Source organism: Clostridium sp. BSD2780061688st1 H5 (assembly GCF_005845155.1).
Classification (GTDB): Bacteria; Bacillota; Clostridia; order Lachnospirales; family Lachnospiraceae; genus Claveliimonas; species Claveliimonas intestinigallinarum.
The window spans coordinates 68,985-81,424 of the sequence record NZ_SPGT01000014.1 but is presented as its reverse complement, the minus strand read 5'-3'; the positions used below and the strand labels follow the sequence as shown (position 1 = coordinate 81,424).

General features: G+C 54.9%; 9 protein-coding genes. All 9 read left to right on the top strand.

The window, feature by feature from the left end; all coding sequences use genetic code 11:
- Positions 1–132 precede the first annotated feature (132 nt).
- The 9 genes from nth (at position 133) to FGQ86_RS10355 (ending at position 12,439) form a co-directional block, all read left to right on the top strand.
- Positions 133–768, top strand: coding sequence for an endonuclease III (gene nth / locus FGQ86_RS10395; RefSeq protein ID WP_033127101.1), 636 nt, complete (start codon positions 133–135; stop codon positions 766–768).
- Positions 769–861: 93 nt separating this feature from the next.
- A complete protein-coding gene (locus FGQ86_RS10390) occupies positions 862–3,153 on the top strand; it encodes an adenosylcobalamin-dependent ribonucleoside-diphosphate reductase (RefSeq protein WP_138303931.1) in 2,292 nt (763 codons plus the stop codon).
- 181 nt (positions 3,154–3,334) lie between these two features.
- The gene (locus FGQ86_RS10385) at positions 3,335–5,167 is read left to right on the top strand and encodes an NAD(P)-binding protein (protein ID WP_033126984.1); all 1,833 of its coding nucleotides are present in this window, start codon (positions 3,335–3,337) and stop codon (positions 5,165–5,167) included.
- On the top strand, positions 5,161–6,903 hold the full coding sequence (locus FGQ86_RS10380) for a [FeFe] hydrogenase, group A (protein ID WP_138303929.1): 1,743 nt from the start codon (positions 5,161–5,163) through the stop codon (positions 6,901–6,903). Before FGQ86_RS10385 ends, FGQ86_RS10380 begins: the two co-directional genes overlap by 7 nt.
- 103 nt (positions 6,904–7,006) lie before the next feature.
- Entirely contained in the window at positions 7,007–7,888 is an 882-nt protein-coding gene (locus tag FGQ86_RS10375; protein WP_087173414.1) for a MurR/RpiR family transcriptional regulator, read from the top strand.
- 183 nt (positions 7,889–8,071) lie between these two features.
- Positions 8,072–9,364, top strand: a complete 1,293-nt coding sequence (locus tag FGQ86_RS10370; RefSeq protein WP_087173413.1) for an MATE family efflux transporter — start codon at positions 8,072–8,074, stop codon at positions 9,362–9,364.
- Positions 9,348–10,229, top strand: a complete 882-nt coding sequence (locus FGQ86_RS10365) for a sugar ABC transporter permease (RefSeq protein WP_087173412.1) — start codon at positions 9,348–9,350, stop codon at positions 10,227–10,229. Before FGQ86_RS10370 ends, FGQ86_RS10365 begins: the two co-directional genes overlap by 17 nt.
- A gap of 15 nt (positions 10,230–10,244) precedes the next feature.
- A complete protein-coding gene (locus FGQ86_RS10360) occupies positions 10,245–11,081 on the top strand; it encodes a carbohydrate ABC transporter permease (RefSeq protein ID WP_138303927.1) in 837 nt (278 codons plus the stop codon).
- Between the two features lie 62 nt (positions 11,082–11,143).
- Positions 11,144–12,439: an ABC transporter substrate-binding protein gene (locus FGQ86_RS10355; RefSeq protein ID WP_138303925.1), complete on the top strand. Its 1,296-nt coding sequence runs from the start codon at positions 11,144–11,146 to the stop codon at positions 12,437–12,439.
- The last annotated feature ends 1 nt before the right edge of the window (position 12,440 follow it).

Genomic DNA, 12,440 nt, shown 5'->3' with positions numbered 1-12,440 from the left:
GTAGGAGAAAGAAACCAATCCACAGTATCTTAAAATAGCATAGTCTAACCTGTAGAAAAGGTAAAGAATGACTATGACAATACTAATAGTAGGAGAAAAAGTCGGAAGATAAATCGAAAAGGAGAAGGACAGATGACAAAAAAGCAGAGAGCTCTGGAAGTGATCGAGAGGCTGAAAAAAGAGTATCCAGACGCAGGCTGCACCCTGGACTATGACCAGGCGTGGAAGCTTCTTGTGAGCGTGCGCCTGGCGGCCCAGTGTACAGACGAGAGAGTCAATAAGATTGTGGAAGTGCTGTACGATAAGTACCCTACAGTGGACGCCCTGGCCGATGCGGATGTGGTGGACATCGAGGAGATCGTGCGCCCCTGCGGCCTGGGAAAGAGCAAGGCGAGGGATATCAGCGCCTGTATGAAGATCCTGAAGGAGGAGTACGGCGGGAAGGTGCCGGATGACTTTGACGCTCTTCTTAAGCTGCCCGGTGTGGGAAGAAAGAGCGCCAATCTGATCATGGGCGACGTGTTTGGCAAGCCCGCCATTGTGACAGACACCCACTGCATCCGTCTCGTCAACCGGATCGGGCTGGTGGATGGCATCAAGGAGCCAAAGAAGGTGGAGATGGCTCTCTGGAAGATCATTCCCCCGGAGGAGGGGAGCGACCTGTGCCATAGACTGGTGTATCACGGCCGGGATGTGTGTACGGCAAGGACAAAGCCCCACTGTGACAAGTGCTGTCTGGAGGATATCTGCAAGAAGCAGGGGGTTTAGATAAAGTGCAGATAATGTATAATGTACACTTGAAAAGCACATGATATAGTGGTATTCTGGTATAGCTGACTATGAAAAAAGGAGAAACGTGAAATGACTGTAGAAGAATGGCTGGGCGAGGACAATCAGCTCGGCACAGACATATGGACTAAAAAGTACTGTAATGAAGGCGAGAGCTTTGACGAGTGGGTTGGGCGTATCAGCGGAGGAAATGAAGAGATCGCCCAGTATATCCGGGAAAAAAAGTTCCTGTTCGGCGGCCGGATCCTGTCCAACAGGGGATTGGACAAGGAGGGCAGGAAGGTAACCTACTCTAACTGCTATGTGGTGGATCCTCCGGAGGATAATATTGAGAGCATCTTCGACTGTGCCAAAAAGCTGGCCCGGACCTACAGCTATGGCGGTGGCTGCGGGGTGGATATCTCAAAATTAAGCCCCAGAGGGGCACGCATCAACAATGCGGCAAAGGAGACAAGCGGCTCCGTGTCCTTTATGGAGCTGTATTCCCTTGTGACGGCTCTGATCGGACAGAACGGAAGACGCGGAGCGCTGATGATCTCCATCGACTGTTCCCACCCGGATGTGGAGGAGTTCATTGACCTGAAGACCGATCTGGAGAAGGTCACAAAGGCCAATATTTCCGTGCGCATCCACGAGGACTTCATGGAGGCGGTAAAGAAAAATGAGGACTATCTCCTTCACTATACAAGAGAGGCTACAGGCCAGGTCATCGAGAAGCAGATCAACGCCAGAGAGTTGTTCCGCAAGATCGCGGAGACAAACTGGGACTATGCGGAGCCGGGTGCTCTGTTCTGGGATCGCATCGAGGGATGGAACCTCCTGAGCAACACAAAGGATTTCTCCTACGCAGGAGTCAATCCCTGTGCTGAGGAGCCTTTGCCGGCAGGCGGAAGCTGTCTTCTTGGCAGCATCAACCTGTCCGCCTTTGTAAACGACCCATTTACGGATCACGCTCAGTTTGACTTTGAGGGACTGAAGCACTGCGTGGAGGTATCTGTAGGAGCTCTGAACGAAGTGCTGGAGGAGGGACTTCCTCTTCATCCCCTGGAGGAGCAGCAGGAGAGCGTGGCCCGGTGGCGTCAGATCGGACTTGGCATCATGGGACTTGCCGACTGCCTCATCAAGCTGGGATTGGCTTACGGCGAGGAGGACGCTGTGGCCATGTGCGACAAGATCGGATTTGCCATGGCGGATTCAGCCATTGCCGCTTCCGCAAAGCTGGCAAAAGAGAAGGGCGCCTACCCGGCCTGTGAGATTAACGAGGTCATGAGCACCCCCTATTTCCTGGCAAACACGTCAGAGAAGACAAGGGAACTGGTGAAAAAGTACGGCCTTCGCAACTCCCAGCTTCTGACTATCGCCCCCACAGGAACCCTGTCCACTATGCTGGGCATTTCCGGCGGCATTGAGCCTGTCTACGCAAACTACTATGAGAGAAAGACCGAGTCTCTTCATGGGACAGACGTCTACTATAAGGTGTACACAAAGATCGTGGAGACCTATATGAAGCAGTTTGGCATCAAGAGCGATGCGGAGCTGCCGGATTACTTTGTGACGGCTATGACTCTGGACTACCGCCAGAGGATTGACATGCAGTCCGTATGGCAGCAGCACATTGACGCTTCTATCAGTTCTACGGTAAATGTGCCCAACGGCTTCACCGTGGAGGAGACGGAAGGTCTCTATATGTACGCCTATGAGAAGGGTCTGAAGGGAATCACCATTTTCCGCGACGGCTGCAAGAGGATTGGTATCCTCAATACAGACCTGAAGAAGGAGAAGAAGGAGGTCACCGCAGGCGAGGGCCTGAAGAGAGGCGAGATCCTTCTTGTGACAGACGACGTGGTGGGCAAGAAGCGCAAGCTGGTGACAGGCTGCGGAAGCCTGCACTGTATCGCCCTGTTTGACCCCAACACAGGCGCCCTTCTGGAGACATACCTGAGCAAGGGCTCCACAGGCGGCTGCAACAACTTCATGGTGGGACTGTCCCGTATGATCTCCATCAGCGCAAGGGGCGGCATCAGCATTGAGACCATTGTGGACCAGCTCAACTCCAGCGGCTCCTGCCCCTCCTACACAGCCAGAAGAGTGACCAGGAAGGACACCAGTAGAGGGGCCTGCTGTCCCATGGCAGTGGGAAATGCTCTCATGGATATGTACAATGAGATGCAGGCTGAGCTGGCAGCAAAGGAGAACTGCGAGGCGGAAAAGCCGGTGAAGAAGGTAAAGAAGGTTCCAAAGCCAAAGGCAGTCTCCACAGAGCTGGACAAGGACAAGATGTACTGCCCAGAGTGCGGAGAGCCTCTGATCTTTGAAGAGGGATGTAACATCTGCAAGAGCTGCGGATGGAGCAAATGCCACTAAATAGAATAATATAACAATTAAAGGAAGCTGCACAGCGGCCGGACTCGTAAATGAGCCGGCCGCTTTTTATGACCTTTTTTCGTTAAAAAATCTACTTCCGAAAAATGGGATTACAACAGGCGGCAGGGGTGATATAATAAACAAATCTGTGGTAGGAAAACATTGAGAGGAGAAAGAGAAAATGAGCAGACTAGAGATTAAGGCTCCCAACAGAGCCAGGATTGTCATGGAAGGTCTCTACAAGGATCTGGAGAGACGGATCGAGTCCAGCCCTCCGGGACTGTGTCCCGTGGACATGTCCAGAGCCTTCCTGGAGCTGTGCCACGCCCAGACCTGCGGGAAATGCGTGCCCTGCAGGATCGGACTTGGACAGCTGAACCATTTTATCAAGGACGTGCTGGACGGAAAGGCCACCATGAAGACACTGGACTACATGGAGGAGACAGCCCTCTCCATTATGGAGTCGGCGGACTGCGCCATCGGCTACGAGGCGGCCCGCATGGTCTACAAGGGACTGATGGGCTACCGGGATGACTATATTGAACATATCAGGAACGGCAGATGTACCTGCAGCTACAACCAGCCTGTGCCCTGCGTGGCCCTCTGTCCGGCTCATGTGGATGTGCCGGGATACATAGCCCTGATCGGGGAGGGGCGCTATGCGGACGCGGTGCGGCTGATCCGCAAGGACAACCCGTTCCCTACCACATGCGGGTTTATCTGTGAGCATCCCTGCGAGGCCAGATGCCGCAGGAATATGGTGGACGATTCGGTCAATATCCGGGGACTGAAGCGGATGGCGGCAGACTATGCAGGTGAGGTGGATCCGCCGGCCTGCGCTCCGTCTACAGGGAAACGGATTGCCGTGCTGGGCGGCGGCCCCGGGGGCCTGAGCGCTGCCTACTATCTGCAGCTCATGGGACATCAGGCTGTGGTCTACGAGATGCTGCCAAAGCTGGGCGGCATGCTCCGGTACGGCATCCCCAACTACCGTCTTCCAAAGGAGCGGCTGGAGGAGGATATTGACTGTATTTTAAAGACAGGAGTGCAGGTAAAGTACGGCATGAAGATTGGCCAGGACATCACCATCCAGCAGCTCAGGAAGGAGTACGACGCAGTGCTCATCACTATCGGCGCCAGCACGGACAAGAAGCTGGGCCTGGAGGGAGAGGACGCACAGGGCGTGCTCTCGGCTGTGCAGTTCCTGCGGAATGTAGGAAAGAACATCATCATGGATCTGACCGGCAAGGAGGTGGCTGTCGTTGGCGGGGGAAATGTGTCCATGGACGCAGTCCGCACGGCAAAGCGTCTGGGAGCCAGGAAGGTCAGCATTGTGTACCGCCGCCGGAGGGCGGATATGACCGCCCTGCCCCAGGAGATCGAGGGGGCCATCGCGGAGGGCGTGGAGCTGCAGACGCTGAAGGCGCCATCATCCATTGATGTGGATGAGGCGGGCCAGGTCAGAGGGCTCTATGTGACGCCCCAGATGGTCAGCGCCATCCGGGACGGCAGAGCCAGCATCCGCCCCACAGGGGAGGAGGACGTCTACATCCCCTGCGACGTGCTCATCGTGGCCATTGGGCAGAACATTGAGACCCGCCACTTTGAGGAGGCAGGCATCCCGGTGGAGAGAGGAAAGATACGCACAAAGAGCACGGGAACCTTTGAGAATATGCCGGGCGTATTTGCGGGGGGAGACTGCGCCAGCGGCCCTGCCTCTGTCATCACGGCCATTGCTGCCGGCAAGGTGGTGGCGGCCAATATTGACGAGTATCTGGGCTATCACCATGAGATCTCCTGTGACGTGGACATCCCAGAGCCGGACCTTACGGATCGCTCCCCCTGCGGAAGAGTCAATCTGACAGAGCGGGAGGCCTGTCTGCGGGTGAAGGACTTTGAAGGCGTGGAAAACTGCATGACAGAAAATGAGGCAAAGCAGGAGGCGGGACGCTGCCTGCGGTGCGATCACTTCGGTTACGGCATATTCAAAGGAGGGCGCGAGACGATATGGTAAATCTGACAATTGACGGGAAATCCATTTCCGTAAAAGAAAATACGACAATTATGGAGGCTGCCAGACAGAACGGCATCCCCATCCCCAGCCTCTGCTATCTGAAGGGCATCAACGAGATCGCGGCCTGCCGCGTGTGCGTGGTGGAGCTGGAGGGAAAAGAGCGGCTCATCACATCCTGCAACAACGTGGCCGAGGAGGGCATGGTAATCTTTACCAACAGCCCAAAGGTGCGCAAGGACAGACGGACCAATGTGGAGCTGATCCTGTCCCAGCACGACTGCCAGTGCGTCACCTGCGCCCGCAGCGGCAATTGCAGCCTGCAGAAGGTGGCCAATGATCTGAATATTATCGACATCCCCTACCGGCAGGAGGTAGACCGGAGAGAGTGGAACATGGACTTCCCGCTGATCCGCGATTCGGCAAAGTGTATCAAATGCATGCGCTGTATCCAGATCTGCGACAAGGTGCAGAAGCTGTCTGTCTGGGATGTGGAGGGAACCGGCTCGCGGACCACAGTCAATGTGTCCGGGCACATGAATATCGAGGATGCTCCCTGCTCCCTGTGCGGACAGTGCATCACCCACTGCCCGGTGGGAGCCCTGCGTGAGCGGGACGACACAGAGAAAGTGTGGGATGCCCTGGCAGATGAGAAGAAGACCGTGGTTGTCCAGGTGGCGCCTGCTGTCCGCACTTCCTGGGGAGAGCAGACCGGACTTGCGCCGGAAGATGCCACCATTGGAAAGATCATGGACGCTCTGAAGAGAATGGGAGCGGACTACGTATTTGACACGGTATTTTCCGCGGACCTTACGATCATGGAGGAAGCCAACGAGTTTGTACAGAGATTTACGTCGGGGGAGCTGAAGGGGCACCCCATGTTCACCTCCTGCTGTCCGGGATGGGTGCGGTTTGCCAAGTCCCAGTACCCTCATCTTGTCAGATATCTCTCCACGGCTAAGTCCCCGCAGCAGATGTTCGGGGCGGTCATGAAGACCTATTTCGCGGAGAAGATCGGAAAGAAGCCGGAGGAGATCTACACCGTATCCGTCATGCCATGTGTGGCCAAGAAGGCCGAGCGGGAGCAGGAACTCTTCTATGAAGAGTACGCAGGACATGATGTGGACGCAGTCATTACCACAAGAGAGCTGGTGAAGATGATGCGCTCAGCCCACATCAGTCCGGATACGCTGAAGGATATTCCCGGGGACTCCCCTATGCAGGAGGGGACCGGAGCGGGCGTCATCTTCGGTGTGACAGGCGGCGTTATGGAGGCGGCTCTGCGCACAGCCTATGCGATCATCACCGGAGAAAATCCGGATGCCGACGCTTTCAAGGCAGTCAGAAGTCCCGGATTTAACGCAAATGACGGTGTGGCAGAGGCAGAGCTTACCATCAATGGGATCAAAGTACGCACGGCGGTAGTCAGCGGCCTTGGAAATACCAGAACCCTTCTTGACAGAATGGAAAAAGGGGAAGTGCAGTATGATTTTGTGGAAGTCATGGCATGTCCCGGCGGCTGCGTGGGCGGCGGCGGACAGCCGATCCACGACGGTCAGGAGCTGGCCTTTGAGAGAGGAAAGCAGCTCTACCGTCTGGACAAGGATTATAAGGTGCGCTTCTCACACGAGAACCCGGATATCCTGAAGCTCTATGATGAGTATATGGGGCAGCCTATGTCACATAAAGCACATATGCTGCTGCACACAGAACACGAATGTGAGGTTAAATCTTTGTAAAATGGTAGATTTTCTACACCCTTGTCCGGCAGACGATGCTAAAATAAGACATTGAAAAAAGTCGAAAAAACGGAGCGCTGCTCCGGACAAGGGAGTGACGGATATGTGGGAGAATGAACTGAGGCTCTGCTATGCCATGCTGAGCCGGAACCAGAAAAAAGCGGCGGATCTGCTTCTGGAGGACACGGAGGCGGCCGGGAACATGACTGTGAGGGAACTGGCAGACCGGGCCGGCGTGGGGCAGGCCACCATTATCCGCATGCTGCAGGCAGCAGGGTATGAAAGCTGGTCGGCCTTTCAGCGGACCGTGTGGCGGGAACAGGGGCAGCAGGAGCTGCCGGAGGCTGCTGACAGGGAAGTGTCCTCTGCGGGGAGGAAGTCCCCTGCCAGGCGGGAACACAGAAAATATGAGGCGGTTTTCCAGATCATCAGGGATGATCTCACCATGATATCGGACATGGCGAAAAACCTTGACCTGGGACAGATAGAGGAGCTGGTAAAGGTCATAAAAAAGGCCAAGATCATAGATGTGTACGGGACGGACAATTCCGCCAATGCGGCGGCGGAGCTGTCCGGCAGGATGCTACATCTGGGACTCACCAGCAGGAACTACTCGGACCTTTTCTTCCAGAAGGTCAGTGCCGGCCATCTGGGAAAGAGGGATGTGGCCATCGGGTTTTCCATATCCGGGGAAACCCAGGCCGTTATAGACTCCCTGACTGCCGCTAAGCAGGCGGGAGCTGTGACGGTGGCAGTGACGGGAGACCAGGTGTCGGGGCTGGCGCAGATCGCGGACTATATCTTTATCACTCCCACCATCCACTTTTCTGAGATCAGCAGATGGATTTCCTCCCGCATCTCCCAGATGGCTTTTGTGGATGCCCTGTGCGGCGCCATCATGGTCAGTGACCCTGAGCGTTTTGATCAGATGCTGATACAGTCCACAAAGGAATTTGAGCAGGATATGCACAGGAAAGATGTATAAAGACATACAGAGCAAACGAAAAAGGACTTTTCGGAGCAATGCTCCGAAGAGTCCTTTTTTTGCCTGTCTTTACACAAAAGTGCTTTACACAGACTTTACATTTTTTTGAAGATTTTTTAAAAATCATTGTTTATAATCCGGGTTGTGTCCGAGAGGACCGAAAAGAAAGGAACCAAGACACCCATGTTCAGACGAATTTTAAAACAGGCTCTCCCCACAATGATCGCTTTTACCATGTCAGGCATGTACAGCGTGGTGGATGGATTATTTGTGGGAAAGGCGGCGGGAGACACAGGACTTGCGGCCATCAATATTGCCTGGCCTATCCCGGCCGTGATCACGGCCATGGGAATCGGGATAGGCACAGGAGGAAGCGTCCTCTATTCCAATATGATGGGAAAGGGGGACCGGGACGGTTGCAGGAGAATGTTCAATACAACCGTGACATTCCTGGCGCTGGCAGGCGTTCTTTTGTCAGCCGTGCTCTTTGCAGCCAGGGACCCGCTGCTCTGTATCTTCGGTGCGGAGGGTGAGGTGATGGGGCAGGCGCGGCAGTATGCCGGTATCATCATTGCCGGGAGCGTGCTGCAGGTGTGCGGCACGGGCATCACGCCTCTCCTTCGGAATATGAACCTGTCCTTTGCGGCTATGATCAGTATGGTGACCGGGTTTGTGGTGAACATTGCAGTCAACTACTATCTGATGTTCCCGCTGGGAATGGGGATACGGGGAGCGGCCTTCGGAACAGTGACAGCCCAGTTTGTCGTGCTGGCCATCAGCGTTCTCGTGCTTTCCAGAAGCTGCAAAGAGAAGGTGAGGCCCGCTCTTGAGGGAAAATCTGTGGCCGGGATCTGCCGCAGCGGTATCACCGCCTTTGGCGTTTCGCTGGCGCCCACCGTGGCTCTGATATTCACCAACTGGCAGTGTCTCCGGTACGGTGGGAATGCGGCGGTGGCATGCTATGCAGTCGTCTCTTACATTGTTTTTCCGGTACAGTATCTGCTGACCGGGATCGGAGACGGGGTGCAGCCCCTCCTGAGCTACTACAACGGAGCCGGACGCCCGGGGGAGCTGGGGCAGGTGAAAAGGATCGCACGTATAGGGGCAGGCGTGCTGGGGGCGGTGACCATGACAGTGACTCTTGTCTGCACACCCTACATCGCCCGGTGGTTTGGCCTCTCCGAGGAGGCGGCCGTATTTTTTGGGACAGGGATGAGGGTCAGTGCCCTTGCCTTCCTGGTGACAGGATTTGCGAAATTTAACATCTCTTATCTGAATGCGGTGCTGAGGGCCAGGCTGGCTGTGCTCCTCACGTTTGCGGAAAGTCTGGTCGTATCACCTGTGTACCTGTTCCTGCTCCCGGCATTTACCGGGATGACCGGTATATGGGTTTCGCTGCCGGCGACGGCAGTCACCATGCTCGTGATCTATGGAATGATAAACAGAAAGGAAATGAGTTATGAGAAAAAAGGTTAGCTTTCGAAAAGTGGGAACTGTGTGGCTGTTTGTCCTGCCCGCCCTGATCCCGCTGATCGTATTCTGGATTTACCCGATACTCCGGTCTGTGTATATCAGTTTTACAGACTGGGACTACATGTCACCAACATACAATTTTGTATTTCTTGACAACTTTATAGCGCTCTTCAAGGACGCACGTTTCTACGATGCCCTGTGGAACACCATCGTGTTCACAGTGGGGACCCTCATCCCCACCATCGTCCTGGGACTGCTCCTGGCGCTGCTGATGCAGAAGGCGTTTAAGGGGAGCGGGATCATCAAGTTCATCCTCTTTTCCCCGTGGATCACGCCTACAGTGGCAATTTCCATCGTGTGGACATGGATCTATGACCCGGATACGGGAATTGCGAACACAGTGCTGGAATTTCTGCATCTTCCAGCACTCCAGTGGATCAAAAGCTCTGACACGGCCATGCTGGCGGTCATCATCGTGACGGTCTGGAAGAGCCTTGGATATGCCATGATCTTTTACCTGTCCGCCCTGGAGAAGGTTCCCAAGGAGCTCTACGAGGCGAGCGGGCTGGACGGGGCAAAGGGCTGGCAGAGATTTCGGGACGTGACGCTCCCGTGCATCTCGCCCACCACCTTCTTCCTCGTCATCATCACCATGGTCACTTCCCTGCAGGCCTATGACCAGATACAGATCCTGACCCAGGGAGGGCCGTCGGGAAGTACAAGGACACTTTTATACATGTATTACCAGCTTGGATTTGAGGAATTTAACATGGGGCAGGCTACCGCGGTGGCCATCGTCATGATCATCCTGACCGTATTCCTGTCGGCAGTGCAGTTTACGGCCTCCAAGAAATGGGTCCACTACTAGAAGAGAGGGAAAAGTATGAAGATAAGAACAGGAATCCAAAAAACAGGCAAGATCATTGTGCTTCTTGTGTTCTGCGTATTTACAGTCTTCCCCTTTATCTGGATGATATTAAGTGCGTTGAAGACAAAGGCGGAGATCATGGATGTGTCGGCCTTTTTCCCGGCAGAGTTCCAGTGGCAGAATTTTTCTGAAGTCATTTTTGACTCGCCCCTTCTGAAATATGTGGCAAACAGTCTGTATGTGTCAGCCTTTACCCTGCTCATCCAGATCGTGACCGGGGCCATGATCGCCTACGCCATCGTGTTTATGAAATTTAAGGGAAAGAAGATCCTCTTCGCGGTGATCATGGGAACCTACATGCTGCCCACGGCAGCCACCTACATTCCCAGCTACATCATCCTGGCAGACTGGGGACTTCTGAACACATACACAGGACTGATCGTCTCCGGATGCGTCAGCATATTCGGCATCTTCCTTCTGAGGCAGGCCTTCATGCAGGTGCCTGCGGGTATGATCGAGGCGGCCAGGATAGACGGGGCCAACCACTGGCAGATCCTCTGGAGAGTGGTGTGTCCCATGACAAAGTCCTCCTTCATAACGATGGGACTTATGAACTTTATCACCTGCTACAACAACTACATGTGGCCCTCCCTGATCACGGACTCAGACTCAAAGATGCTGGTGTCCCAGGGACTTCGGAAGTTTTTCATCGAGGGCGGAGCCTACGGGACCGAGTGGCCCCTTGTCATGGCCGGCAGCGCCATCATCGTACTGCCCCTCCTGATACTGTTTGCCTTCACCCAGAAATGGTTCATCAACGGTATCGGCGGAGACACGGGTATGAAGGGATAAAACCCTCTTACATATATCATTCAAAACAAAGGAAAGAAAAAAAGCAAAAAAGGAGAAATATCATGAAGAAAAGAATTGTATCTGCACTTTTATTATGCGCTATGGCAACATCCCTTCTGGTGGGCTGCGGCGGCGGTTCCTCCTCCTCTGAGCCCACAACGACAGCAGACGGAAAGCTCCAGATCGACCTGTGGTACTCAGGCGGAAAGACAGCTGTGAACGTGTTCCAGGAGATCGTGGACGACTTCAACGCATCCCAGGATGAGTACGAGGTTGCCACCACCACACAGGCAGACTACACAGAGACCTACGAGAAGCTCCAGGCAGGTATTGCCGGAAAGAACGCGCCGGACATGGCCCTTCTCGACACAGACAAGTCCAGAAACCTCTCAGAGAAGAACCTGGTGGCAGACATCAATGAGTTTGTGGACGCTGACGACGAGTTCGACAAAGAGGACTACATTCCGGTCTTCTATGACCAGGGCGTGGACGCGGACGGAAAGCTCTTTGCCCTTCCGGCCTACGGAACTACACAGGTGCTCTACTACAACAAGCAGATCTTTGCCGACGCAGGGATCGACCCCACCACCATCAAGACATGGCAGGACCTGGAGGCGGCAGCCGAGAAGATCACAACAGACAGCGTGGTTGGATGGGAGCCCATGTGGGGCTACGGGAACCTTGTGGACGCAGCTCTCAGCAACGGTGCGTCTCTCCTCAGCGAGGACGGCGAGACATGCCTGATCAACTCCAAAGAGTGGGTGGACGTATGGGAGAGCTTCCGCAAATGGATCCACGACGAAAAGATCATGAAGGTAAACTCCGGCGGACAGGGCTGGGAGTACTGGTACACCACCATTGACGATGTGCTCCAGAACAAGGCCGGCGGGTACACGGGATCCTCAGGAGACCAGGCAGACCTTGACTTCAATATCGTAGGCGCCATCGAGCAGCCCGGATTTAACGACAACCCGTCAGCGCCCACAGCGGACGCGCTCCGGCTTGTCATGTTGGAGGGATCTTCCGACGAGGAGAAGCAGGGCGTGTACGAGTTCATGAAGTACTTCACAACACCGGAGAACCAGGCGAAATGGTCCATGGCGACAGGGTACGTGGCTGTCCGCGAGTCCACCCAGGAGGTGCCGGATTTCAAGGCCTACACAGATGAGAACCCCCACGCTCTTGTACCGCTCCAGCAGGCAATGCACGGCACATCTTCCCTCATCGACCCGACGGGCGGAAAGATCCTGGACGCTCTGAAGATCGCGGCAGACCAGGTGGAACTGGAGAACGTACCGGCGCAGGAGGCGCTGGATGCGGCGCAGGCAACTGCACAGGAGGCGCTGGACGCGTTATAAA

Coding starts and splice junctions, on each gene's coding strand:
- nth (WP_033127101.1), top strand. CDS start 133: ATGACAAAAAAGCAGAGAGCTCTGGAAGTGATCGAGAGGCTGAAAAAA.
- FGQ86_RS10390 (WP_138303931.1), top strand. CDS start 862: ATGACTGTAGAAGAATGGCTGGGCGAGGACAATCAGCTCGGCACAGAC.
- FGQ86_RS10385 (WP_033126984.1), top strand. CDS start 3,335: ATGAGCAGACTAGAGATTAAGGCTCCCAACAGAGCCAGGATTGTCATG.
- FGQ86_RS10380 (WP_138303929.1), top strand. CDS start 5,161: ATGGTAAATCTGACAATTGACGGGAAATCCATTTCCGTAAAAGAAAAT.
- FGQ86_RS10375 (WP_087173414.1), top strand. CDS start 7,007: ATGTGGGAGAATGAACTGAGGCTCTGCTATGCCATGCTGAGCCGGAAC.
- FGQ86_RS10370 (WP_087173413.1), top strand. CDS start 8,072: ATGTTCAGACGAATTTTAAAACAGGCTCTCCCCACAATGATCGCTTTT.
- FGQ86_RS10365 (WP_087173412.1), top strand. CDS start 9,348: ATGAGAAAAAAGGTTAGCTTTCGAAAAGTGGGAACTGTGTGGCTGTTT.
- FGQ86_RS10360 (WP_138303927.1), top strand. CDS start 10,245: ATGAAGATAAGAACAGGAATCCAAAAAACAGGCAAGATCATTGTGCTT.
- FGQ86_RS10355 (WP_138303925.1), top strand. CDS start 11,144: ATGAAGAAAAGAATTGTATCTGCACTTTTATTATGCGCTATGGCAACA.